This is a genomic window from Pseudomonas sp. NFX71 (assembly GCF_048079215.1).
GTDB classification, from domain to species: Bacteria; Pseudomonadota; Gammaproteobacteria; order Pseudomonadales; family Pseudomonadaceae; genus Aquipseudomonas; species Aquipseudomonas fluorescens_B.
The window spans coordinates 4,660,201-4,684,776 of sequence record NZ_CP182230.1 but is presented as its reverse complement, the minus strand read 5'-3'; the positions used below and the strand labels follow the sequence as shown (position 1 = coordinate 4,684,776).

22 protein-coding genes and 2 pseudogenes are annotated in these 24,576 nt (G+C 59.6%); 11 read left to right on the top strand and 13 right to left on the bottom strand.

Going from position 1 to position 24,576, the window contains the following annotated elements:
- Window positions 1-12: 12 nt before the first annotated feature.
- The gene (locus ACM1ZW_RS21995; RefSeq protein ID WP_253428808.1) at window positions 13-891 is read right to left on the bottom strand and encodes an alpha/beta fold hydrolase; all 879 of its coding nucleotides are present in this window, start codon (window positions 889-891) and stop codon (window positions 13-15) included.
- Window positions 892-957: 66 nt separating this feature from the next.
- Entirely contained in the window at window positions 958-1,962 is a 1,005-nt protein-coding gene (locus tag ACM1ZW_RS21990; protein ID WP_414879850.1) for a PdxA family dehydrogenase, read from the bottom strand.
- Between the two features lie 371 nt (window positions 1,963-2,333).
- On the opposite strand from ACM1ZW_RS21990, the gene ACM1ZW_RS21985 reads away from it, so the two are divergent.
- From ACM1ZW_RS21985 to ACM1ZW_RS21975, 3 genes are all read left to right on the top strand, one after another.
- Complete coding sequence (locus ACM1ZW_RS21985; protein ID WP_414879851.1) at window positions 2,334-2,555, top strand: hypothetical protein; 222 nt, start codon at window positions 2,334-2,336, stop codon at window positions 2,553-2,555.
- Window positions 2,552-2,752, top strand: coding sequence for a hypothetical protein (locus tag ACM1ZW_RS21980; RefSeq protein ID WP_416739336.1), 201 nt, complete (start codon window positions 2,552-2,554; stop codon window positions 2,750-2,752). Before ACM1ZW_RS21985 ends, ACM1ZW_RS21980 begins: the two co-directional genes overlap by 4 nt.
- A gap of 111 nt (window positions 2,753-2,863) precedes the next feature.
- Window positions 2,864-3,151, top strand: coding sequence for a hypothetical protein (locus ACM1ZW_RS21975; RefSeq protein ID WP_017338125.1), 288 nt, complete (start codon window positions 2,864-2,866; stop codon window positions 3,149-3,151).
- A gap of 68 nt (window positions 3,152-3,219) precedes the next feature.
- Here ACM1ZW_RS21975 and dapF read toward each other — a convergent pair whose 3' ends face one another.
- The 5 genes from dapF to mqo form a co-directional block, all read right to left on the bottom strand.
- On the bottom strand, window positions 3,220-4,035 hold the full coding sequence (gene dapF / locus ACM1ZW_RS21970; RefSeq protein ID WP_416739335.1) for a diaminopimelate epimerase: 816 nt from the start codon (window positions 4,033-4,035) through the stop codon (window positions 3,220-3,222).
- A 58-nt stretch (window positions 4,036-4,093) separates the two neighbouring features.
- Window positions 4,094-4,993 carry a hypothetical protein gene (locus ACM1ZW_RS21965; protein WP_414879855.1) on the bottom strand — a complete coding sequence of 300 codons (900 nt, stop codon included), beginning with the start codon at window positions 4,991-4,993 and terminating at the stop codon, window positions 4,094-4,096.
- Between the two features lie 106 nt (window positions 4,994-5,099).
- Complete coding sequence (locus tag ACM1ZW_RS21960) at window positions 5,100-6,218, bottom strand: glycosyltransferase 61 family protein (RefSeq protein WP_414879856.1); 1,119 nt, start codon at window positions 6,216-6,218, stop codon at window positions 5,100-5,102.
- Between the two features lie 40 nt (window positions 6,219-6,258).
- Complete coding sequence (locus ACM1ZW_RS21955) at window positions 6,259-7,404, bottom strand: hypothetical protein (protein ID WP_017338121.1); 1,146 nt, start codon at window positions 7,402-7,404, stop codon at window positions 6,259-6,261.
- 246 nt (window positions 7,405-7,650) lie between these two features.
- Window positions 7,651-9,297, bottom strand: a complete 1,647-nt coding sequence (mqo, locus tag ACM1ZW_RS21950) for a malate dehydrogenase (quinone) (protein WP_017338120.1) — start codon at window positions 9,295-9,297, stop codon at window positions 7,651-7,653.
- Window positions 9,298-9,680: 383 nt separating this feature from the next.
- Here mqo and ilvD point away from each other — a divergent pair, with 383 nt between their 5' ends.
- Window positions 9,681-11,363 carry a dihydroxy-acid dehydratase gene (ilvD, locus tag ACM1ZW_RS21945; RefSeq protein ID WP_416739334.1) on the top strand — a complete coding sequence of 561 codons (1,683 nt, stop codon included), beginning with the start codon at window positions 9,681-9,683 and terminating at the stop codon, window positions 11,361-11,363.
- Window positions 11,364-11,524: 161 nt separating this feature from the next.
- On the opposite strand, the pseudogene ACM1ZW_RS21940 reads toward ilvD, so the two are convergent.
- The 3 genes and pseudogenes from ACM1ZW_RS21940 to ACM1ZW_RS21930 form a co-directional block, all read right to left on the bottom strand.
- Window positions 11,525-12,121: pseudogene (locus tag ACM1ZW_RS21940) on the bottom strand (methyl-accepting chemotaxis protein); the annotation flags it as partial.
- Between the two features lie 309 nt (window positions 12,122-12,430).
- Window positions 12,431-13,078 (bottom strand): annotated as a pseudogene (locus ACM1ZW_RS21935) (methyl-accepting chemotaxis protein); the annotation flags it as partial.
- A gap of 346 nt (window positions 13,079-13,424) precedes the next feature.
- A complete protein-coding gene (locus tag ACM1ZW_RS21930; RefSeq protein WP_416739333.1) occupies window positions 13,425-14,180 on the bottom strand; it encodes a DUF72 domain-containing protein in 756 nt (251 codons plus the stop codon).
- 161 nt (window positions 14,181-14,341) lie between these two features.
- On the opposite strand from ACM1ZW_RS21930, the gene ACM1ZW_RS21925 reads away from it, so the two are divergent.
- Complete coding sequence (locus ACM1ZW_RS21925) at window positions 14,342-14,773, top strand: nuclear transport factor 2 family protein (RefSeq protein ID WP_017338116.1); 432 nt, start codon at window positions 14,342-14,344, stop codon at window positions 14,771-14,773.
- Between the two features lie 50 nt (window positions 14,774-14,823).
- Here the strand turns inward: ACM1ZW_RS21925 and ACM1ZW_RS21920 are convergent, their stop codons facing one another.
- On the bottom strand, window positions 14,824-15,399 hold the full coding sequence (locus tag ACM1ZW_RS21920; RefSeq protein WP_416739332.1) for a nucleotidyltransferase family protein: 576 nt from the start codon (window positions 15,397-15,399) through the stop codon (window positions 14,824-14,826).
- A gap of 139 nt (window positions 15,400-15,538) precedes the next feature.
- On the opposite strand from ACM1ZW_RS21920, the gene ACM1ZW_RS21915 reads away from it, so the two are divergent.
- The 4 genes from ACM1ZW_RS21915 to ACM1ZW_RS21900 all read left to right on the top strand — a co-directional run bounded on the left by ACM1ZW_RS21915 (window position 15,539) and on the right by ACM1ZW_RS21900 (window position 20,595).
- Window positions 15,539-16,480: a Dyp-type peroxidase gene (locus tag ACM1ZW_RS21915; protein WP_017338114.1), complete on the top strand. Its 942-nt coding sequence runs from the start codon at window positions 15,539-15,541 to the stop codon at window positions 16,478-16,480.
- A gap of 104 nt (window positions 16,481-16,584) precedes the next feature.
- On the top strand, window positions 16,585-17,091 hold the full coding sequence (locus ACM1ZW_RS21910) for a sigma-70 family RNA polymerase sigma factor (protein WP_017338113.1): 507 nt from the start codon (window positions 16,585-16,587) through the stop codon (window positions 17,089-17,091).
- On the top strand, window positions 17,088-18,056 hold the full coding sequence (locus ACM1ZW_RS21905; RefSeq protein ID WP_017338112.1) for a FecR domain-containing protein: 969 nt from the start codon (window positions 17,088-17,090) through the stop codon (window positions 18,054-18,056). Before ACM1ZW_RS21910 ends, ACM1ZW_RS21905 begins: the two co-directional genes overlap by 4 nt.
- A gap of 103 nt (window positions 18,057-18,159) precedes the next feature.
- Window positions 18,160-20,595 carry a TonB-dependent siderophore receptor gene (locus tag ACM1ZW_RS21900; RefSeq protein WP_416739331.1) on the top strand — a complete coding sequence of 812 codons (2,436 nt, stop codon included), beginning with the start codon at window positions 18,160-18,162 and terminating at the stop codon, window positions 20,593-20,595.
- A gap of 65 nt (window positions 20,596-20,660) precedes the next feature.
- On the opposite strand, the gene ACM1ZW_RS21895 is transcribed toward ACM1ZW_RS21900, so the two are convergent.
- Complete coding sequence (locus ACM1ZW_RS21895; protein ID WP_017338110.1) at window positions 20,661-21,170, bottom strand: winged helix-turn-helix transcriptional regulator; 510 nt, start codon at window positions 21,168-21,170, stop codon at window positions 20,661-20,663.
- 100 nt (window positions 21,171-21,270) lie between these two features.
- Here ACM1ZW_RS21895 and ACM1ZW_RS21890 point away from each other — a divergent pair, with 100 nt between their 5' ends.
- Together ACM1ZW_RS21890 and ACM1ZW_RS21885 are read left to right on the top strand one after the other, a co-directional pair.
- Entirely contained in the window at window positions 21,271-21,900 is a 630-nt protein-coding gene (locus ACM1ZW_RS21890) for an isochorismatase family cysteine hydrolase (RefSeq protein ID WP_017338109.1), read from the top strand.
- Window positions 21,901-21,906: 6 nt separating this feature from the next.
- Window positions 21,907-23,472, top strand: a complete 1,566-nt coding sequence (locus ACM1ZW_RS21885; RefSeq protein ID WP_416739330.1) for an aldehyde dehydrogenase (NADP(+)) — start codon at window positions 21,907-21,909, stop codon at window positions 23,470-23,472.
- Between the two features lie 20 nt (window positions 23,473-23,492).
- Here ACM1ZW_RS21885 and ACM1ZW_RS21880 read toward each other — a convergent pair whose 3' ends face one another.
- A complete protein-coding gene (locus ACM1ZW_RS21880) occupies window positions 23,493-24,491 on the bottom strand; it encodes a bile acid:sodium symporter family protein (RefSeq protein ID WP_017338107.1) in 999 nt (332 codons plus the stop codon).
- Between the last annotated feature and the right edge of the window lie 85 nt (window positions 24,492-24,576).

Here is a 24,576-nt window from a genome sequence, read left to right as displayed (position 1 = left end):
CCTGTCATGGCGTTACTTGAAGAAGCCGCTGAGCACCTCGTAGGTCTCGTCCGGGCACTCTTCCTGCAAGTAGTGCCCCGAAGGCACCGTGGCGGTCTGCACAATGTTGGTGGCGTAGCGGCTCCAGATTTGCGCGGCATTGTGATTGCGGCCAACACCGCCCTTCTCGCCCCAGAGGATCAGCGCCGGGTTATCGATACGCCGGCCGGCGTCGAAGTCAGCGGTGTCCATGTCCAGGTCGATGCCGAACGTGGCGCGATAGTCTTCGCACATGGCGTGGGTGGTGGCCGGGTTCTTGATGCAGCGGATGTAATCGGCCAGTGCTTCGGGTCCGAAGAAGCTGGTGCCCTGGTCGGTCTTCGACAGTTTGCGCAGGATGAAGAACTCCGGATCGGCGTTCATCATGCGCTCCGGCGTCGGCGCGTCCTGGGTCATGAAGAACCAGTGCCAGGAGAATTTGCCCCACTGACGCGTGACGTTGTTGAGCAAGTAATGCTGCGGCAGCATGTCGACGAAACCCGCTTTCAACACCTTGTCGCCGTGGTCCAGGCACATGCGATGCAGCACCCGCGCACCTCGGTCATGGCCGGCGGCATAGAACTGCTCGAAGCCCAGCGACTGCATGACTTCGACCTGATCCTGGGCCATGGCACGGAACGAGTACGCCGAATGATCACCGCCGCCCTCCGGTTTGGAGCTGTCGCCATAGCCGCGCAAGTCGGTGCAGACCACGGTGAAGTCCTTGGCCAGGCGTGGTGCGATCTTGTGCCAGGACAGGTGATTGAACGGGTTGCCGTGCATCAGCAGCAAGGGCGGGCCTTCGCCACCCACGACAGTAACGATGTCAGCGCCGCTGGTTTTGGTGATGGTTTTGGTGAAATTCTCGAACATGGTCTCAGCCTCTATGGGTATGCCTGGCCTGGGCGTTACGCCCTGCTCTTGTTGTTCGTGGAGGGCTCAGCGTTTGAGCTTGCGCGCGGCAGCGTTATCGCTGGCCACGCGGAACGCAGCAGCCATGGCACCGACGTCGGCGATGCCTTTGCCGACGATGTCGTACGCCACGCCATGGGCCGGGGTGGCATAGACGGTCTTGAGGCCACCGGTCAGGGTCACGCCGGACGAAAAGCCCAGCAGCTTGGTCGCGATTTGGCCCTGGTCGTGATACATGATCACCACCGCGTCAAAATCGCCGTTGCGCGCCTTGATGAATACCGTGTCGGATGGAAACGGCCCTTCGCAGGCCAGGCCTTTCAAACGCAAGGCTTCAAGGGTCGGGCGAATGATCGTGATCTCTTCGTCACCGAACAGACCGTTCTCGCCGCCATGGGGATTGAGCGCGGCGACACCGATTCGCGGGGCGTCGTTGCCCAGTGCGCGCAAGGTGTCGTGGGCCAGTTGCAATGCGCCTTCGATGCGATCCGGCTGCACCATGTCGACGGCCTTGCGCAGGGCCACATGGGAGGTCACGCGGAAGGTCGAGAACTGCGGGATGATGTTGACCTCACCGAAGTAACCGACGTGCTCGGTCCAGGCCGCAAACATCTGGTGCTCGTCGTGATAATGCCAGCCACCGCGATGCAGGCCGGCCTTGTTCAGCGGCGCGAAGCAGATGCCGTCCAGCTCACCGGCCAGGGCCATGTCGGTCATGATCTTCAGGGTTTCGCCGGTCAGCCGACCCGATTCTGCGTTGACCACACCACGTTCATACAAGGCCGGGTCAACGTTGTGCAGATCGATCAGCGGCACGGCCGCCTGGGTGTGGTCGGCCTCGCTCAGGTGGGTGATTTTCCGGTAGGGAATGCGCCGATCAGCATCGCGCATGCCCAGTTCGAGCACCCGCTCGTCACCAATGATCACCACATCCGCCCGCTCACGTGCCTCAGGTGTCGACAACAGCTTGACGACCAACTCAGGGCCAATGCCGGTTACATCGCCGAGCATAAGTCCAATCAGGGGTTTCATCAGATTCTCTCCAGTCCGGTCAAGATGTGTCTTTCTTGTTATCGGGAGCGCCTGGGAGTAAGCCCGGGTTTGCGGGCCGACGCCTGGGTGCAACCGCTGTGGTCATCCTAGGCCGACGGGGTGTGCCTTCAAGGTGCAAAACGTGGGGTGGGCGTTCACAGACTGTGGTTTGAGCGGGGTCACCCAGACCTTATTTTCTGAGGGATCGTCTTCTGTGAAGGGACGCCGGATGGTAAAACTCATGGCGCAGCGCTTTGTTTGAAGCGCCTCGAAAAGGATCACCTCGGTGAAGTCACCCGCCACACCCGATTCACGTACTGCAGCCGAGTCGGGCCTGAGCCTGCAAATCCGGATGATTGCGCTGGTGGCCAATGCCGCTATGGTTGCAACCGTTCAATGAACAATTCCGTATTATCGGAAGCGACGGTCAGCCTCTCGCTTTTGTGCCCTATTACATCAGGGATGAGGCCGGTCAGGTTTACACCGGATTTTCCGACGAATCAGGGCATACGCCACGTATTGCAACAAAAAAACAGGAAACACTGGAAATTACGACCGGCGTGGCGGCACTGGAAAAGTGGGGTGACGCATGACTGAGTTCTCCTGCAAAATTCCGACAAATCAACAAGCCGGCACGGTGAGCAATGTCTCTGGCTACCCAATGCCTGCCAACATTCACATGTTTGTTGTCGTCGATGAGATCGGTAAAGATGGCTTTCTGGTGAGAAGAATTTATGCCTCTCCAGACAACCCTCACTTAATTGCCAAAAATCGCCGCGGTTGGCATTGAAACAGGTCCTGGAGCAGTCGTCAGTGGTGCGGTTGGAGGGATTAAATTCGGTACCGCTGGTTATTTTGGAGCTAGTTGGCTCACCGAATTTCTTCAGGACTGAGGCCGATAATGAACATTTTCAGTCGTATCAAGACCTTCCTAAAGCAAGAGCCAGAAGAGCAGTTTGTCGGATATTCAGTACCAGAACTGAAATCAGTTTTCGCTAAAGCTTCATTACCCCGTAATAGTTTTCTGCTCCCCCCTGGAACTAACTCCGCCCAGGCTTACTACAACGACAACTATTTCCATCCCTTTTTCACTGAACTGAGTGACTTAGAAAGACTCGCGTATTACGCAAGATTTGAAGCAACGGATGAGTGGATCAAAGCCTTGGACCTAATGTATGACGTTGAATGAATTATTCCATTCAGGTCTGCTTCGAGGCCCAACGGGGAGCTCCTCTGGTTATCACGAAAAAGCAGTAGTCAAATTTTCAATAAGCCGTCCGCAATTGTGCCCGAAAAACTCGCCTCCACCGGCCCAACGAGCAACGCCGCCCCCACACCACCCCACTGAACCGTCACGCTCCCGCCATCACATTCAACCTCAACGGATTCATCCAACAAGCCCCGACGAATCCCATTAACAACAGCCCCACAACAGCAAGAACCCGAACCAAGCGGAATCCCGCCCCCGCGCTCCCAGATGCGCAATCGAATGTGTTTGCGGTCAATGATCTGAACGAAATGCACGTTCGTTTTGAGCGGAAACAACGGATCGGTTTCGATGACGGGGCCAATTGCCGCGATATCAATCGCCGTCAGATCATCCACAAAAAAAGTGCAATGCGGATTGCCCATGCTGCATGCGGTCGGGCCACCTTCCAGAGGCAGCACGAGCGTGTCCATTTCCTGAGCCAAAGGAACATCCGACCAGGCAAAAAGCGGCGCTCCCATGCTGACCGAAATGGCGCCGGTGGAGGTTCGTTCACAGCTCAGCAATCCACGGTTGGTGCGGAGCGCTATCGAGGTGGAATTGGCTTCACGCATCAGCCTGTCCGCGGCACCGCGGGTTGCGCTGCCGCACACATCCAGCGGCGAGCCATCGGCGTTCCAGAACTCCAGGCGTGCGGCGGCGTCATCGCAATCGAGTAGCACCGCGAGCTGATTGAATCCGATGCCTCGGTTGCGATCGCCCATTCGCCGAGCGATGGCGCTGGTCACTGGGTTGGCGGAGTTTCGTGCGTCGACAATCACGAAGTCATCGCCATTGGCGTGCATCTTGTGAAAACTCAGCGGCATAAACAGATCCTGGCGAGGCGGCAAGTGGGATGGATCTAGCCCCATTCGCAACGCTTTTTCAAGCTGGCCGCGAATAGCGCTCGATCACCCCGCAGCCAAGAATTTCGCTCAGGCGTTTTCCATCGCTCATCCGGCGAAACAACCCCGGCGTCTGCCACGGCGCGTAACCGTCGATGTTGGGGGCGCCCAACCCGGCCATCACGTCGGCGATCAGCACCGAGCGTGTCTCGAACGAGATCCGCGTCAGGCCGGTGCTGTTGCCGACGCCGGCATGGGCATGAGCCCCGGAAAAGGCGATGAGGCTGCCCGGCTCGATCTCGACGGCAATCCCCTCCTCCGAATCAATCGCCTCCAGCAGGTGCGGGATGGCCTCGTCGGCGTCCACCGCATTGCGCCCATCCTGATGGGAGCGCTGCAGAATGGCACGCATATCGAAGGTGACACTCGAGTTGAGCAGCGGCCGTTGCCACAGGCCGGGGTATAACGCGAACGTCCGCCCGGCCGTGACCGGATAAACCGGCGCCCACCAGTTGGTCTGCGCGTACAGGTTCGAGCCCCATGTGTCGCGGTGGAAGGCGATGGTGGCCGTGGTGCGGGCGCGTGGGGTGAGCTGCTCGGGTTCCCGATGGGGCTGGAAACGCAGGTGCAATCGATCACACGCCAGAGAATCCGGGGTCAACCCGAGCTGTTCGATGACGGCGTGCCATAGACGCTGGATCTCGGCCGAGCGAGCGAATTCGTTCTGGCATTTGGCGAACAGGACTGTCTGCTGTTCGTGGTTCAAGTGGCGATGGATATGTTGTGGCAGCCAGGGATGCAGCGCGTCTTCGACGAATGCACGGGTGAACCCGACCAGCGCGTTCATTGCCGGTAAATCCGCGGCAAGCAGGATGTCGCCGGCGTAGACACGGTCGTGGAAGTGGCGAGCGGTGCCCGGGCGAGCAAGCAGGCTGTACATGACCAGAGGTTCCCTGAAGAGGCGTCCTCGACTGTAGATCTGCTCCCATCGTTACGAAAGTGGCAGATCGGGTAAAAAAATACGGATCAGCAGGCCATGGCAGCCGTCATGAAGGAAACAGGTCGAGTGTGCGCTCCACCTCTTCAATATCGATTTTGAAGCCATCGCCCTCAGGCGTTCCGACCACAAAACCAAAGTTCTGCTGGTCACGATCCGTCAGGTATTTGAAATAACTGACGAAGCGGTTCGGTGGCTGCAGCGTCAGCAACGAACCTCCCTTCTGCAGCACATTGACGCCATGTACCAGCTGACTGCCTTCGACCCCGATCACGGTCCGCGCTCCGGCGCAGGTGGCCACGATGGTCGGGACGTCGGTTTTCAAAGGATCGAGTACGCGAAACCCTCGAGTCTTGCGCAGATGTTCGGCGATCTCGAGTTCGTTGCGCAAAAGGCGCAAGTCACCGGCGCTACCGCGAAGAATGAACACGCCGGGGTGATCCTCGTGGCTCACGTGCGACAGCAGCTTTTCACCCATGGCCCGGTAACGCAGGTGCCTGCTTTGGTTGTTGCTGAAATCGTCGAACAGCACGAGCTCATGAAAAAACGCGCCGTTCAAACGGACGGGCTTCATGCCCAGCCAGTCTTCGTACGCGAGGGTCTGGGCAGACAGAGGAAACCGGGCAGAGGGCGCGGTGGTCACCGGGATGCCCTCGTCGCAGGCCAATGGATAGGTCGGGAAGTCTTCCATCAACCGCGTGCCAAACCAGGTGTTTCCATTTTGCGTGCAGAAGACGGCCCCGCGGTCGATCTCGTTCTCCACGACAATGCGCGGAAACCTGCCAGGTTTCAGAGACAACCAGAAACTTGCGTTGTCCTTGTAGAGCGCTCCATCGATCAGCCAGACATTCTCGAGCAAGTAACCCCGTGTCGGGCCTTGGACCACTTCACCCAGCCCTTCCATCGTGCGCGCGGGATGCTCGAACGGGTAAAAGCGCTTTGCCTCCCATCCCGTCACCCGTTCCATTTGACCGGGCAGGAAGAAAGCGGGTGGAGAATACGATACGCCACCCGGCGCAACGTCCCAGCGTTTGACCGCCAGGCTTTTCAGGTTGATCTCTGCCTTGCGCGCAAGTCTTTTCCTCGCCATGTGCCTGTAGGCGGCAAGGGTCCATTTCCTTCGATTGCCTGCGGGCGAAGCAGTGATTGGCGAGACATCGCTTTCCATGAAAAGTCCTCCCTTCAGGACAGAGTGTCCTGAAAAATACTCAGCTGGATGGAATCCTTTCCATAACGGGTGGGGTCTGCAAGTTAGCGTAGCGACTGCGCAAGGTTTCGAGGAACTGTTCGCCCGAATTCTGGGCGCAGTAGAGATAAATCTTGTGCAGCCCGCCGAATACCATTTCATGATAGCGGCTGGCGGCTTCTTCATCGCTGGGCCCGTCAGGCAAGCCAAGGTGAAGGGTCAATTCCTTTCCTTCGGCAGCGAAAAGCGGCGTGTCCCACAGGAATCTGGCGACACCGGTCTTGGGCAGATGCAGAAACATGTAAGCGTGGTTACCCAGGGAATCAACGTCACCGCCGCGCCTTCTTTTCCATCTCAGCAGTCCATCATCTGGTCGGGCCACGCAAAGACCGATGTCGTAATAATCGAAGCCTTCATTGATCGCCGATTCAAGCGCCATGAACGTGGTAATCGCGTTGACTTCGCCCAGCCGTTTGGCATCTGAAAAAATCGCCTCGGTGTATCCGAAGCGCAGCGTGCTCCAGTAGCGTTTTCCACCACGCGTCACGACGCAGCCAAGGTGACAGCCAATCACCTCGCCCTCCCGCTCGATAAGGTCAAGCCGCCCGACAGTCCTGGCTATCCTGAACACTTCCTCGGTCGGAAATTGCGCAGCGTGGATGCCTTGCCTCGCCAGGGCATAAGGCCGCAGCATGTCCCTGTCGGCCTGTGCAATTTCTTCATCCAGCAGCGCCGGCCTCATGTGATAGAGCGGTCGGTTCTTGCGGATGTTTCGGCGCAATTCACTGTCGTACTTTGCGGTGATGTCTTCGATCGATCGCCCCAACGGAACGACAGCACTCAGGTACAAGGGAACAGACAAAGCCCCCGGGGTCCGCACTTCACTGACCACCACCACATGATTCGACGCAGCGGCTACCGGCTCGCCGTCAGTCACAGGGATATTTTTCCCGCCGATGAGCAGCTTGGCCATCTCCCGCTGCTGTTTCCTTCCGATATAGAGAATCTCGTAAGGGCTGTCCTTCTGCAGCCTGAACCTGGCAACCTCCCAGCGCCAGACACACGCCCGTCCAAGGATGTCTTGCCACCAGTTTGCAGCGTTCCGTATCTCATACCGCATTGAAGGCGAGATGAGTTTTCGGATAACGGCCGCCACGTTCTCTTTCATTGCTTCGTCATCCTTGTGGGTTTTCTGTGCAGATCAGAAAAAGATCATGACTGAACTTCAAGAGGCGTGTTTAAACCTTGATATTGAAGGCATATTTTGTAAGGCAACGCTCGCAGATTCAGTACTAGTAAAGATCAAGGTAGAGGGTTTGCAAGCGACATGCCGGTCTTTCCGTTTGAAACTCCCGTTCACAAAAAAGCCCACTGACCGTCATCGGCTCAGTGGGCTTTTCGATTACGCCTCTGGTTACAGAGCCATATCGCTCGCAGCGTTGGCTTTCGGTGCCTTTGGCGCCTCGGCCGGAGCAGCAGCCGGAGCCGCCACCTGACCGATTGCAGGCGGTGGAGTCAGCTGCAACACCTTGGCGGTGTAGGCCCACTCTTCAGCCACTTTTTCAGGGCTGCCATTCAGCTGAGTGCCGTAGCTCGGCACGATCTGGTGCAGCTTTTCCTGCCAGGCAGGCGAAGCCACCTTGTCCTTGAACACTTTCTGCAGCACGGTCAGCATGATCGGCGCAGCAGTCGAGGCACCCGGCGAAGCGCCCAGCAGACCGGCGATGGAGCCGTCAGCGGAAGCCACGATTTCGGTGCCCAGTTTCAGCACGCCACCGGCCGCTTCATCACGCTTGATGATTTGCACGCGCTGGCCGGCTTGCCACAGGCGCCAGTCTTCGGCCTTGGCGTTCGGGAAGTATTCTTTCAGGGCGTTGAGGCGGTCTTCATCCGACAGCATCAGTTGGCCGGCGAGGTACTCGACCAGCGGGTATTCCTTGATGCCGACCTTGGTCATTGGCCACACGTTGTGCGTGGTGGTCGTGGTCAGCAGGTCCAGGTACGAGCCTTCCTTGAGGAACTTGGTGCTGAAGGTCGCGAATGGGCCAAACAGGATGACGCGCTTGCCGTCCAGGACACGGGTGTCCAGGTGCGGAACCGACATTGGCGGAGCGCCAACGGAGGCCTTGCCGTACGCCTTGGCCAGATGTTGCTCGGCGATGGTCGGGTTCTCGGTCACGAGGAACGAGCCGCCGACCGGGAAGCCTGCGTATTCCTTGGCTTCAGGAATGCCGGACTTCTGCAGCAGGTGCAGGGCACCGCCGCCCGCGCCGATGAACACGAACTTGGCGTCGGTTTCGGATTTAGTGCCGTCTTTCAGGTTCTTGTAGCTGACGCGCCAGGTGCCGTCTTCGTTCTTGGTGATGTCTTGCACTTCGCTAGACAGTTTCAAGTCGAATTTCGGGGTCGTTTGCAGGTGCGCAACGAACTGGCGGGTGATCTCGCCGAAGTTCACGTCGGTGCCGATCGGGGACCAGGTGGCCGCGATTTTCTGGTTCGGGTCGCGCCCTTCCATCATCAGCGGGACCCACTTGGCGATCTGCGCCGGGTCTTCCGAATACTGCATGCCGGCGAACAGCGGGCTCGCTTGCAGGGCTTCGTAGCGCTTTTTCAGGAACTTGATGTTGTCATCGCCCCACACAAAGCTCATGTGCGGTGTGGAGTTGATGAACGAACGCGGGTTCTTCAGCACGCCTTGCTGAACCTGCCAGGCCCAGAACTGACGGGAAATCTGGAACGCTTCGTTGATTTCAACGGCTTTCGGGATCGAGACGTTGCCTTTGTCGTCTTCCGGTGTGTAGTTCAACTCGGCCAGGGCAGAGTGACCGGTACCGGCATTGTTCCAGCCGTTGGAGCTTTCCAGGGCGACGCCGTCGAGGCGCTCGATCATTTCCATCGAAGTGCCAGGTTCCAGCTCGTTGAGCCAGACACCGAGGGTCGCGCTCATGATGCCGCCGCCGATGAGCAATACATCGACTTTCTTTGCCTCTTCCGCGTGAACGGACGTGATCCCCATCGACAAAGCCAGCCCCAGCAGGGCTGTGTTCATTTTCTTAAACATCTGTAGCACCTTTGATAAACGCCATCCGCCCTTCCATCTTCACTCACAAGCCCTTGTTTTACGGCATTCAGGCAGGATGTCGTGGGGACTCGTACATGAAGACTGAGAGGGTGGGCACACAAGGCCGACGTGTTCCATCGACCTCAGTTTATATGTCCCTTCTGAACTGACTTTTTATCTTTATTGGCTTCAGCTACTTGAGCGACAGTGATTCTGTTGGCGCGTCTGTGGACGCGCAAACTGAATAGGTCAAACCAAGTTGGGGCGAAGAATATCACGACATCGCAAACCCGCGCGTCTGTTCCCGACCTGATAGTCCGAGCATAGACGCCGAGGCCACTATACTCATCGTGATTTTCTCGGCGAGCCGGTGAGGAGCAGTCATGAGCGATAAAGACAACCTGCGCAAATATTCCTCTCAAGTGGTCGACGGCGTGGAGCGCGCGCCCGGCCGCTCGATGTTGCGCGCCGTGGGTTTCACGGACGAGGACTTCAAGAAGCCGCAGATCGGCATCGCCTCGACCTGGGCGATGGTGACGCCGTGCAACATGCACATCGACAAACTGGCGATCGAGGCTGAAAAAGGCGCGAATGCCGCCGGGGCCAAGGGCGTGATTTTCAACACCATCACCATTTCCGACGGCATCGCCAACGGCACGGAGGGCATGAAGTATTCGCTGGTGTCACGGGAGGTCATTGCCGATTCAATCGAAGTGGTGGCCGGTTGTGAAGGATTTGACGGACTGGTGACGGTGGGCGGTTGCGACAAGAACATGCCGGGCTGCCTGATCGGCATGGCGCGGCTGAATCGCCCTTCCATCTTCGTCTATGGCGGTACGATCCGCCCGGGCGCCGGCCACACCGACATCATTTCCGTGTTCGAAGCCGTGGGCCAGAATGCGCGCGGTGACATCAACGAAATCCAGGTCAAGCAGATCGAGGAAGTGGCGATACCCGGCGCCGGTTCCTGCGGCGGGATGTACACGGCCAACACCATGGCTTCGGCCATTGAAGCATTGGGCATGAGCCTGCCCGGTTCCAGCTCCCAGGACGCCGTCGGCAGCGACAAGGCCTCGGACAGTTTCCGCGCTGGCCAGCAGGTCATGGAGCTGCTGAAGCTGGACCTCAAACCCCGGGACATCATGACCCGCAAAGCCTTCGAAAATGCGATTCGGGTGGTGATCGCCCTCGCCGGCTCGACCAATGCGGTGCTGCATCTGCTGGCCATGGCGCACGCGGTGGATGTCGAGCTGACGCTGGATGATTTTGTCGAGCTGGGCAAGGTTTCGCCGGTAGTGGCCGATCTGCGCCCCAGCGGCCAATACATGATGAGCGAACTGGTCGCCATCGGCGGTATTCAACCACTGATGAAGCGCATGCTCGCGGCGGGCATGTTGCATGGCGATGCCATGACCGTGACCGGCAAGACCCTCGCGGAGAACCTCGAAAACGTGGCGGATTACCCTGAAGGTCAGGATGTGATTCTGCCCTTCGACCAGCCGGTCAAAAAGGATTCCCACCTGGTCGTGCTGCGCGGCAACCTTTCGCCGACTGGCGCGGTGGCCAAGATCACCGGTAAGGAAGGCCTGCGTTTTGAAGGCACGGCGCGGGTCTATCACGGTGAAGAAGGTGCGCTGGCCGGCATTCTGAATGGCGAAGTGAAAGCCGGTGACGTGATCGTGATCCGTTACGAAGGGCCCAAGGGCGGCCCCGGCATGCGCGAAATGCTCTCGCCGACGTCGGCGGTCATGGGCAAAGGCCTGGGCAAGGACGTTGCGCTGATCACCGACGGCCGTTTCTCCGGTGGTTCGCACGGATTCGTGGTGGGGCACATCACGCCGGAAGCCTTTGATGGCGGGCCGATTGCGTTGATCGAAGACGGCGACAAAATCACCATCGATGCCGAAAGCCGGCAGATCACGGTGGACGTTTCCGATGCTGAAATGGCCGAGCGCAAGACGCGCTGGGTGCGGCCGGAATCGAAGTACAAACGCGGGGTGTTGGCGAAGTATGCGAAGACGGTGTCGAGTGCTTCGGAGGGGGCTGTGACGGATAAGTATCTTTAAGCCGTAGTTCAGCTTTGACTGATCTGACGCCATCGCGAGCAGGCTCGCTCCCACATTGGATCTCCTGTGCACATTAATACCGTGTACTACAACGATAAAAATGTGCGAGCGAGCCTGCTCGCGATGGCGCCCGGTCAGGCGAGATCAATGTTGAATGGGCTTCACAACCGAAACCGATCCACCGACTGCGAAAGCTTACCCGCCAGCGCCGACAAATCATCCGTGGTCGAAGCCGTCTGGCCAATGACCTTGCTGTTGCCTTCCGACATGCCCGCAATTACCTCCACCTGATGCGCGATTTCATTGCTGGCCAGGCTCTGCTCGCCAATCGTGCGGGAGATGTCGTTCACCAGTTGCGTGGTGTTCAGCGTGGCTTCGAGGATTTCGCGGATGGCCCGTTCGACGTCGGCAGTCACGGCCATGCCTTTGTCGACCTGGGCCACGCCCGCCTCCATGCTGGTGACCGCCTCGCGGGTGCTTTGCTGGATGCGCGCAACCATCGTGGCGATTTCCTGGGTGGAAGCGCTGGTGCGCCCCGCCAGGCTGCGGACTTCGTCGGCCACCACGGCAAACCCGCGCCCCTGCTCCCCGGCCCGCGCGGCCTCGATGGCGGCATTCAACGCCAGCAGGTTGGTTTGATCGGCGATGCCCTTGATCACCTGAATGATGCTGAAAATGCCCTCGGATTCCTTGTCCAGCGTGCGGATGACCTGAGCGGACTGCTGGGCTGATCGCGCAATCCCGTCCATGTCGTTGACCACCTGATGGATCACCCGACCGCCATTCTTGGCCAGTGCCTCGGCCTGGTTGGCCATGTTCAGCGCACGCTCGGCGTGGCGAGTGATGTCCTCGATGCTCGCAGTCATTTCACTCGCGGCGGCGGCCATGGTAGTGGCGGCGGCGCTTTGCTGCTGGCTGCTGTCGGCGACTTCGTGGCAACCATTGCTCAACTGCGCGCTCATACCACTGACGCCATGGGCGTTGCTGCGCACCACTTCGATCATGCCGCGCAGATCGCGCTGCATGGTCGCCAGGCTGCGGATCAGTGCGCTGGCTTCGTCCTTGCGGGTGGGCTCGGCAATCGGTTCGCTCAGGTTGCCGTGGGCGATGCTCTCGGCAATGCGGCTGGCGGTTTGCAACGGCCCCATGATGCTCAAAATCACCCAGCGTCCCTGGACGAGCAACAGCAACAGACTGGCGACAAGCACAATACCGAGCGTGAGGTTGGCGTCACTGATGGCCTGCTGAGTGCCTGCGCTGGTTTGCTGGGTGTTGGTTTCGATCAGCTCGCTGAGGGCCGCCATCTGGTCTTCCAGCTGGCTGAAGGCGGTGTTGAAGTTGCCCAGCTCTTTTTGTGCCGCATCCGGATTTTGCAGGGCCAGCCCGACAATGCGCTCGGCGGCGCTGATGTAGGTATCAAGGCTGGGTTTGATCTTGTTCAAGCCGGCCTTGATGGTGTCGTTGACCGGCAGTTTGAGGTTTTCACCCAGCACTTCACGAAAGTGCGACGCGTGCTCCTCGATGGAACTGCGCACTTCGGCAGGGGTACTGGTGCTTTTGCCCAGGCCGAGCAGCATCGCCGACAGCACGTCGGCGCGTAACGCGTCGTGCATCATGTCCGCTTCGAGGTGATTGCGCAGCGCGGCCATGCTGACCTCGTTGTCGTTCACCGCGGTCGCCATTTGCGAGTTTCCCAGGTAACTGACCAGGCTCATGATCAAAGCCGTGAGCAGACCGGTGCCTATCAGCAGGATCAAACGTAGTTTTATCGACACTCTGTGAGTCCCCTGTCAGTTGGCTACAGCCATTCGCAAATGGCTTCTGAACAGGCTATCGACTGCGGCAGAGGGGAATTGAAGGCTATTTCGATGCGCTCACGCTTTTACGACATGCGGTCGTCATCGGCGCCTTTTGCGTTTTGCCGCGAAGGGAAACCAGCAGTAACCCGTAACAACTCGACTGCGGGGAGAGAGGCCGAACGCCACGACGATCAACAGCAGCAGGATCAGCAGCGCCAGTTCGTATCGGGGGATGTGGGTTTGCCTGCATGATTTGAGTGACTCACAGGGTGGATACCGCTTGAGCCTTGCAGCCCAGAAGCGCTTGCAGGGTCAACGCATTGCCCAGCGCAAAACCACTGGCGGTGTTATCAAAGATGCACCAGCTGACGGCGCCCGCCTGCTCCGCATTCCGCACCTGCTGCGCCAGCGCCTCCAGTCGGCTCGGGTCGTAATTACTGTGATAGATGCGCGGCGAACCGTGCCAGCGCCAGTATTGAATGCCCGGCCAGCCACCCGGCCTCACGCCACCGGCAAGGGGCGATGGGTCGGCAGCCACCCGGCCGACTTTCTGCTCGTTCAACAATTCTTCCGCGTCCCGCCAGCTTTCATGCCGGGGTTCAATCACCACCGGCCCGGCATAACGCAGGCGCAACGCCGCGAAAAACGCCGAAGCAACGCCCTCCTCGTAAGCCTGCGATGGCGGTAACTGCACCAGAATGCAACCTAAAGACTCACCCAGCGCGGTGCACTGGGCCAGAAATTCGTCCAGCAACAGCTCACAGCCCTGCAGGCGGTGCACATGGGTGATGAGCTTGGGCATCTTCACCGAAAAGCGAAAGGCGGCCGGGACCGACTGCGCCCAGCGTAGATAGGTCTGCGGCCGATGCGGGCGATAAAACGAGCTGTTGATTTCAACGGCCGTCAGTTGCGACGCATACCGCTGCAAGTGCGTGCCATCGACAGCAAACGATGGCCAGCAGTCACGAGGCAGGCTCCACCCGGCGCAACCAATATAGGTCTGATTCAGCTCGTTCAACAGAGCACCCCGGCGGCTTCGCGCATGAACATCTCCATAACTTCGAGAAAACCCCGGTCCGCAAGTTCGTTTTTTCATTAGTGCATGCTAGGTTGTACGACGACTGATGAATGCCGTTTAAAGTCCATCACTCGTTCACCCACAACAACAAGGAAACACCCATGAAAAAAATGAAATTGCTGATTGGTTTTCTGTGCCTGTTCAGTGGCTACGTCGCAGCGACTCCGTCCTCCGCTGAGAAAGACGTGGCGCAGGCCGTCGACCACCTGACCCAAGCCATGCTGAAAAAGAACATTCCCGAACTGAACGCACTGACCGCCGAGAACCTGACCTACGGGCATTCCAGCGGGAAGATCCAGAACAAACAGGAATACATCGCCGACATCGAAACCGGGCGAAGCGCCTTCAAAACCCTGGAGATGCAAAACCAGACCATCACCCTGTCCGGTGACGTCGCCCTGGTTCGCAACCATTTCTCGGCACAGGCATTGAAAGGCACTGAAGTGATTCCAACCGAGATCGAAAACTTCCAGATCTGGCAGAAACAGAAAGGCCGCTGGCTGCTGGTTGGACGCCAGGCGTTCAAGTTCTGATTGTTATGTGATGACGGGGATGGGGTATTCGAGCCCTGTCCCCTTTTATTTCAATCAGGGACAGCGTCAGCGCTGACAATCGTCAGCCAAGGCCATCGAGCCCGATAACTTTCAGCCTTGTGAGTAAACAAGTCAGTTTCATGCATGACCGGATTGATCCGTAGCAGTCCTGCCTCGACATCGCTCAAACCGTAAGGCGCATACACCTCGCCGCTCACCACATCGAGACCGATACACGTCCCTGCAATCAGATACCGATCGATGCCATCCTTCGCTGAGCGCAATTGCGGATACTCCACGCCAAATCGCTGTGTGTACCAACGATGAACCCGTGCCTGATTCTTGATTTCGATCGTCGCGTCGAGGTCGTGAAAAAGCGCTCGCGCCGCCAGGATGACTTCGTTTTCGGCGTCCCACGATTCGTCTTCATCAAAGTAAAAAACGTCGTAATCCTTAATGCCCCACGCGGCAGGCCGGCCGGACTGATGATTCCATACCGCTTGAAACAGGCAACCCGCCGTCAGCATGCACTGGCTCAGCCCGAGCGCAGGCAAGCGCCTGGCAATCTCGGCGTTGGCCGGGTTGGTCATCGCGATTTCGATCAGTGTTTCGGCGGTCAGGGTCATGCTGTCTCCGTACGTGGGCCTAAATCCTTTGGAGCAGACGATACATTAAAAGCGCCCGGTGACAGGCCGAACGCATGTATTTCACTCCACTCGCGAGAACGCTAGAGTGTGGCAACTCACCCGGACAGCGTGGATGCCAATGGATAACCAAACGCCTGAGCCCCAAGCCATCTGCAACCCCATTACCAGCAGCGCGATTTTTATCGTGGCAACCCTGGCGCCTGGCAGTGACGCTGCCGGGAAAGTCCGGGCCTGGTGCGCCGATGTCGCGTCCCTGACACGATCGGTTGGCAAACGCGTCCCCTCCGGCAACCTGTCGTGTGTCTGCGGTTTTGGGTCCACGGCGTGGGACGCTTTGTTCGGCAATCCGCGCCCGGCCTCACTGCACGCCTTTCGCGAATTTGGCGTAGAGGGACGCCGCGCCGTGGCAACGCCGGGCGACATTTTGCTGCACATCCGTGCCGACCAGATGGACCTCTGCTTCGAACTGGCGACGCAGTTACTGTCATCGCTTGGAGAGGCGGTTTCGGTCGTCGATGAAGTCCAGGGTTTCCGCTATTTCGATATGCGCAGCATCATCGGTTTCGTGGATGGCACCGAAAACCCGGTCGGTCGCAAGGCGGTCGACTTCACGCTCGTGGGCAACGAAGATCCGTCGTTCACCGCAGGCAGTTATGTGCTGGTGCAAAAGTACCTGCACAACATGACGGCCTGGAACGCGTTGTCCGTCGAGGCTCAGGAACGGGTTATCGGGCGCACCAAGTTGTCCGATATCGAACTCGATGATTCAGTCAAGCCGACCTCCTCGCACAGCGCCCTGACGACGATTACCCAGGACGGGCAGGAAGTGAAAATCCTACGCGACAACATGCCCTTTGGGCGCCCCGGCGCCGGTGAATTCGGCACGTATTTCATCGGCTATGCGCGCTCGCCCGCCCCGCTTGAGCTGATGCTCGAGAACATGTTTGTCGGCAGACCGGCGGGCAATTACGACCGTTTGCTCGATTTCAGCACGGCGGTCACCGGAGGCCTGTTCTTCGTTCCTTCAGCAGACCTGCTGGAAGAACTGGCGGATCGTTGAACCAAAGAAGTGCCCGCTCCGTTGGCGAAGTCAGAGATTGCAGTGGCCATCATCTCAAAGGTAGTATTGAGAACGATTCACACTAACATCTGGAAAACCAACCGGTGCAACCTCCTCCGACCAGCAAGCTGGGCTTCTTTTTCAGCGACCATCATCGCTGGCTGCTGCAGCATATCCAGCGGCGACTGCGCAATCACGCGGACGCTGAGGACACCGCCGCCGATACGTTTTGCCAGATGCTGACTGCCCGGGTAGACCCGGACAGCATCGAACAACCTCGCGCTTACCTCTCGACCATTGCCCGACGCCTGATCTTTGATCGTCATCGCCGGCGCAAGCTGGAACTGGCCTACCTCGAACGCCTGTCCACGCTGCCCGAAGCGTTCGCCCCGTCCCCTGAAGAACAGTTGCAGTTGATCGAAGCCCTGGTTGCCATCGACCGGGCGCTCGACGGCTTGCCAATAGTCGTCAAAGCCACGTTCCTCTATAGCCAGCTGGACGGTTTGAGCTACGTGGCGATTGCACAAAAACTGGAGCTGTCGGAGCGCACGGTCAGCCGTTACATGAAACAGGCATTGAGTCAGTGCTACCTGAGCGAGTTGGCGCCATGAGCACGCCGCGCCTCGATCCCGTCAGCGAGCAGGCCATCGACTGGATGGTGAGCCTTCGTGCCGGCAAGCCCGATGCGGCACTGCAAGAACGGTTCAACGCATGGCTGGCGATGGATCCCGCCCACGCCCGGGCCTGGGCGACATTGCAAGAACGCCTCGGGGCTTCCTTCAACACCATTCGTGCGCTGGATCGGCGCCTGCCCGGTCAGGCCGACGAAGCGCGGCAACTGCTGCTGCAACCCCACGGTTCACGCCGCGATGCGCTGCGCGTGATCGTCGGCCTGGGCCTGCTGGGCGGCGGCGCATGGCTGGGTGTTCGCAGCCCGCTGGGTGACTCGCTGCTGGCGGACCTGCACACCGTCCGCGGCCAGCGCCAGGACTTCACGCTGACCGACGGCAGCCGCCTGAGCCTGAATGCCGACAGTGCGGTGGATCTGCGCTTCGATGACCAGCAAAGGCTGGTGATTCTGCGCCACGGCGAACTGGTGATTCAGGTCGCAGCCGACCCCACGCGTCCACTGCGCGTGCGCACTGCCCAGGGTGAAATACGTGCACTGGGCACCCGATTCCTGGTGGCTCAGGAACAAGACGCGACTCGCGTCGTGGTGCTGCAGCATTCGGTCGAAGCCCGTCTGTTCGACGGTGCGACGCTTGACCTGCAGGAAGGCCAATCGGCCTTGTTGTATGAAGGGAAAATTGCCCCGGTGGCTGGCGATCAGCGTCATCGCGCCGATTGGCTCAGCGGCCGATTGAATGTGCTCGACGAACCTCTGGAGCAAGTGGTCGACGCGCTACGTCCTTACAGCAGGGGTTTCGTCCGAGTGGCGCCCGAGGTTCGCGGTTTGCGCGTCCAGGGCGTATTCCCGTTGAACGATCCCGATCGGGTGTTCACGGCGCTGGCAGAAACACTGCCGATTCGCGTGGATCGCTACAGCCCGTGGCTGACGCTGATTCGTCCGAAATAACCTGGCTGAACCACTTTTTTTTGCAAATCACTCTCATTCGTGTCCGGTTTTCATTTCTCGTCCCACCTATCTCCTGACACTTTCACATTTTCAGGAGAACGCTGTGTTCAACCCATGGCCCCATGCCCTTTCCGCCGCTGTCGCCCTGGCAACCCTGGCGAGCCCTGCCCTGTCACAGGCCCAAGACCTGACGTTCAACCTGTCGGCCGGCCCCCTCGCCAGCACGCTGAATGCCATCGCCAGCCAGAGCGGCCATATCGTTTCATTGGAGCCTTCGCTGGTGCGGGGCAAACAGGCACCGGCGGTGATCGGCCAGATGCCCGTGGAACAAGCGATGCAAAAGGCGTTGGCGGGCAGCGGCCTGCAATTGCGAGTGACCGGACAAGGTAACTTCAGCGTCGAGCCCGCCGCCGACAGCGGCGCAGCGTTGCAACTGGGCGTGACCAACATCGTCGAACGCAGCACCGACGCCACCACCGAAGGCTCAGGCTCTTACGCCGCGCGAGCGGTGACCATCGGCAAGGGCACCCACACCCTCAAGGAAATTCCGCAGTCGGTCACCGTGATGACCCGCAAGCAAATGGACGATCAGGATATCGTCGATCTCAAGGACGCGGCCAACAAGACCACCGGCCTGGTCGGTGCTCAAGGTGTCGGCAGAGGCTTCATCCTCAGTTCGCGCGGTTTCCAGATTGATGACTGGCAATACGACGGCGTGCCGATCCCGCGCAACACCTACGCGCTGGGCAACTGGGCCACGCAGGACCTGATCTTCTTCGATCGCATGGAAGTGCTGCGTGGCGCGTCCGGTTTGCTGCAAGGCACCGGCAGCCCTGGTGGCGCCGTCAACCTGGTGCGCAAACGCGGCCAGAACGCACCGACCGTCACCCTCACCGGCAAGGCCGGCTCCTGGGATCACTACGGTCTGCAACTGGACGCCGGCGGGCCGCTGAACCAGGCCGGCACCGTGCGCGGCCGCCTGGTGGCCGACCAGGACAACAGCCACTCGTTCGTCGATTCCGAATGGTATGAGACCACCTCACTGTACGGCGCGCTGGACTTCGATCTGAGCGAGGACACGACCCTGGGTTTTGCGGTCAGCCAGTCCGACGGTGAATCGCGCTCGAATGTCCGCGGCTTCCCGCGCTACGCCGACGGCAAACCCGTCGACCTGCCGCGCAAAACTTACACCGGGGCGAAGTGGAACCATTCGGACATCGATGTCACCACGCTCTACACCGACCTGGAGCACCGTTTCAATGACGATTGGGCTTTCAAGGTTGGCGCTGTGCGCATGACTGAAACCAACAAGGCGAAGAACCAACGGGTGCAATCCAGTGGCAATGGCATCAATGCCGATGGCAGCGGCGTGCAATACGCTGACTTCGTAACTGACTTGGACTCCACCAAAGTCGCGCTGGACATGAACCTCAACGGCAAGTTCGAAACCTTGTCCATGCAGCAGGAAATCATGGTGGGCGGCAACTACTCCAAGTACACCTCGGACGATAAATTTGCCCGAACCTTCAATGACGGCACCGATACCATCTTCAACATTGATCACGATCGTCCGGAAATCAGTTACGACGGTCTGCTCAACAGCCCCGGAGGCCGTGGGACACCGAGCAAATATGACATCCGCCAAAAGGGCCTGTACGGCAGCTGGCGGGTCAAGCCGATCGATCCGCTGACCCTGGTGCTCGGCTCGCGGGTCAGCTGGTACGACTACAGCTACAAATCGTGGCGCCAGGACGCGACCAGCATCACCGCCGATCCTGAAAGCACCAGCAACGAAAACGGCGAAGTGACCCCTTTCGCTGGCATCGTCTATGACCTGAGCCGCGAATGGGCGGTCTATGCCAGCTACACCGACGTGTTCACACCGCAAACCGAACGCGATACCGGCGGCTCGGTCGTTAAACCGATTATCGGTACGAACTACGAAGTGGGTCTCAAGGGCGAGTTGATGGAGGGACGGGTCAATACGTCCCTGGCCCTGTTCCGTTACGACCAGGAAAACCGTGCAACGCTCGATACCGATGGCGGGCAAATCTGCGACGGTTGGTACTGCTCGAAGGCTTCCGGCAAAGTACGCAGCCAGGGTCTCGACGCTGAAATCAGCGGCGAAGTGCTGGACGGCCTGCAACTGTTTGCCGGTTATACCTACAACACCACCAAGTACCTCAAGGACCCGGACAACGAAGGCAAGGTCTTCAGCTGGTGGACGCCGAAACACATGCTGCGCGTCTGGGGCAACTACCAGTTGAGTGGCGACTGGAGCCGTGTCAGCACTGGCCTGGGCTTCGTTGCTCAAACCCACACACTTGGTTACGACCACTCCGTCAACGTACCGGGTTACACCGTGTGGAACGCCCGTGTCGGTTACCAGCTCACGCCGGAAATCGAGCTGGCGATGAACGCCAACAACCTGTTTGACAAGACCTACTTTGCGGCGGCGTACAACCAGATCAATGGCAACAATAACTACGGTGATCCGCGCAACGTGATGTTCAGTGTGAAATACACGCCGGAGTTCTGACACCGCTGATCATTTGCACAACGCCCTCCTCGTTCGCAAGCGCAGGGAGGGCGGCTACAGCCTCCTTACGCTTGGCCACGACTCCCTTTGAAAGCCTCACGCCGCGTATGTCGTTCTGCGGCGTAGGCTTCGCTCTGCTCACTGATCAGCTCATCCCGACGCAACAACTCACCGCAATGTTCGCAAAGCGGTCCTAACCCTGCGGGCTCGCCACAGGTCTTGTGGGTGTACACCACTGCCAGGCCTTCCTCCGGCGACTTGCACCAGGTTTCCCCCCAGGCACGCAGCGCCAGTATCACCGAGTAAAAGGCCTGCCCTTTTTCGGTCAGGTGGTACTCGTAGCGTGGCGGGCGTTCGTTGTAGAGACGGCGCTCGACCAGGCCGTCAGCCTCCAGACTCTTCAAGCGTGCAGCGACCATTTGCGGGGTGCCGCCGGTCTGCGCCTGGATCTCGTCGTAGCGATGACTCCCCATAATCAACTCACGCAGTACCAGCACGGTCCAGCGGTCGCCCACGATCGCCTCGGCCCGGGAAATCGGGCAAAGGGTGTCGGGAACACTGGTATTTATCGACATAGGACTTGCCTCTTTCACAGTTACTATGATTATCATATCAACAAGATGCCCAGGCAAGTCCCCGGCACCGGTCACTCAACTTTTCGTGGAGAACATCGTCATGTCGAACGCCCCGTATCCGCTCAACAGGACCGCTTACCTGCTGGTCGATCCGTACAACGATTTCCTGTCGGAAAACGGTAAGGTCTTCCCCTTGATCAAGCCGATCGCCGAGCAAGTCGGCCTGCTCGACAACCTGCGCGCCCTCGACCGCGCGGTGCGCGCCCGCGACATTCCGGTGGTCATCGTACCGCACCATCGCTGGGAACACGGCGACTACGAAGGCTGGGACCATCCGACACCGACCCAGTGCAAGATCATGCACATGCACCACTTCGCTCGCGGGGAATGGGGCGGCGAATGGCATCCGGATTTCGCGCCAAAGGACGGCGACATCGTCGTCCAGGAGCATTGGGGCTCCAGCGGCTTTGCCAATACCGATCTCGATTTTCGCCTGAAGCAGAAAGGCATCACTCACGTGATCATCGTCGGCCTGCTGGCCAACACCTGCATCGAAGCGACTGCCCGCTATGCATCGGAACTGGGTTACCACGTCACGCTGGTGCGTGATGCGACTGCTGCCTTCCGTCCGGAGATGATGCACGCTGCCCACGAGCTGAATGGCCCTACCTTTGCTCACGCCATTGTGACCACGGAAGAACTCGTCGCCACGCTGGCACAGCAGGAGTAACCGCTGATGAAACTGACAGGAAACCTGCTGATCGGCGCCCACGATGTCCCTGCCACTGAAGGGACGATGAAAGCGCTCAACCCCGCCACCAACACGTTGATCGAACCGGATTTTGCGCTAGGCGGCGCAGCGCAAGTCCACCAGGCGGCCACCCTCGCCGACGAGGCATTCGACAGTTACAGCCACACCTCGCTCGCTGCGCGCGCGGCGTTTCTCGAAAGCATTGCCGACAATCTCGAAGCAGTCCGCGCAGAGCTAGCGGCCCGTGCCGCGCTTGAAACGGGCTTGCCGCAAGCGCAACTGGAAGGCGAGGCCACAAGGGCCGCCACACAGTTTCGCCAGTTCGCGGAGGTCGTGCGCAAAGGCCGCTTCCTGCAACTGGCCATCGATCCGGCGCAGCCTGATCGTCAACCTCGCCCGCGCATGGACCATCGGTTGCAAAAAATCGCCATCGGCCCGGTGGCGATTTTCGGGGCGAGCAACTTTCCGATCGCCTATTCAGTGGCCGGTGGCGATACCGCGTCGGCATTGGCCGCTGGCGCGACCGTCATTCTGAAGGCGCACAACGCCCATCCGGGCGCTTCGGAAATCCAGGCGCGGGCTATCCAGAAGGCGGTGCAGGACCACGGGTTGCACGAGGGCGTTTTCTCGATGGTGCGCGGCATGGGCAACACGATCGGCGAAGCCCTGGTCGATCATCCGCTGGTCAAGGCCGTGACGTTTACCGGTTCGGAACAGGGCGGCATGGCATTGTATCGCCGCGCGCAACTACGGCCCGACCCCATTCCGGTGTTCACCGAGATGACCAGCATCAATCCCACGTTCATCCTGCCCGCCGCACTGGCCGAGCGCGGTGCGCAGATCGGTGACGGCTTTATCGAGCGCATGCTGGTCAATGTCGGGCAAGCCTGCCTCAGGCCCGCCCTGCTGATCGCGATCAAAGGTGCCGGTCTTGAAGCACTGCGCGACGCCATGGTGAAACGCGTGGCCGAGGCCTCGGCGCGCACAATGCTGACGCCGGGGATCCATGCGTCCTACCTCAACGGTCTGGCCGCAATGGAGGACGCCGGTGCGCGCCGCGTCGCCGAAGGTTCGGCCCCCAGCGCAGACTTTGACGGCCAATCGGCGCTGCTGGAGGTCAACGGCCAACGCTTCCTGAGCGAAGCGGTACTTTCGCAGGAAGTCTTCGGTCCATCCGCGCTGCTGGTGACCGTCGAGGATGAAGCTGAACTGCTCGCCATTGCTCGCTCGCTCGAAGGCCAGCTCAGCGCCGCGCTGCACCTGGAAGAAAATGACTTGCCACTGGCCCGGCGCCTGCTGCCGGTGCTGGAACGCCGCACCGGGCGCATCGTTGTCAACGCGTTTGCCCATCCCCAGGAGGTGACGTACGCCACCGTCCACGGCGGCCCGTTCCCGGCCACTTCGGACAGCCGCTTCACCTCGGTGGGCATGACGTCGATCGAACGCTTCTTGCGCCCGGTGGCTTACCAGGGTTTTCCGGATGCGCTGTTGCCTGAGGCACTGCGTGATTTCAACCCGCTTAAGCTGCCTCGCCTCATCGACGGGCAATAGCTTGCAATCCAGCCCGGAAATCAAGGATCGACCTGGGCCATGAGTTCAGGAACCGTTTCCGGGCGATTGGCATAACGCTGCGCCAGCACCGCGCAGACCATCAACTGAATCTGATGGAACAGCATCAACGGCAGGATCAACACGCCTATGGTGCTGCCGGCGAACAACACCTGGGCCATCGGCACGCCGGTGGCCAGGCTCTTTTTCGAACCGCAGAACAGGATGGTGATGCGGTCTTCCTGATTGAAGCCGAAGGCTTTGCTCAGCACGGTGGACGCCAGTAATACCAGGCCCAGCACGATGCAGCAGACCACCACCAACCCGGCCAGCTCCCAGAGCGGAATCTGGTGCCAGATGCCTTCGATCACCGCCTCACTGAATGCACCGTAGACCACCAACAGGATCGAGCCTTGATCGACGAACTTGAGCCAGCTCTTGTTGCGCGCCACCCAGGCGCCGATCCAGCGTCGGGCGATCTGCCCGGCAATGAACGGCAGCAACAGTTGCACGCTGATCTTCAGAATCGCATCGAGCGTCGAACCGCCCTCGCCGTGCACATTCAGCAGCAACGTCACCAGCAACGGCGTCAGGAGAATCCCGAACAGGCTGGAGGCCGCCGCGCTGCAAATGGCTGCCGGGATATTCCCGCGAGCCAGGGACGTGAAAGCAATCGCCGACTGCACTGTGGCGGGCAGCGCGCAGAGGTAGAGCATGCCCATGTACAGCTCGTCGCCGATCAGCGGCGAGAGCAAGGGTTTGAGCGCCAGGCCGATCAGCGGAAACAGGATGAACGTCAGGCTGAACACCAGCAAATGCAGGCGCCAGTGGCCGGCACCGGCAATGATCGATTCACGCGACAGTTTGGCGCCATGCAGGAAAAACAACAGGGCAATGGCGAGGTTGGTCAGCCAGCCAAAACCGACCGCGACCTGGCCGCTGGCAGGCAGCAGGCTGGCGAGAACGACCACGCCGATGAGGGTCAGGGTGAAGTTGTCGGGCAAAAAACGGGGGCGAGTCATCGGTGGCATCCAGCGGTGGCGAGGAACGGTGCCCCGACTCTAACGCGCCAGCGGATTGCCGACTAACGCTAACAAGCCAGTAGAT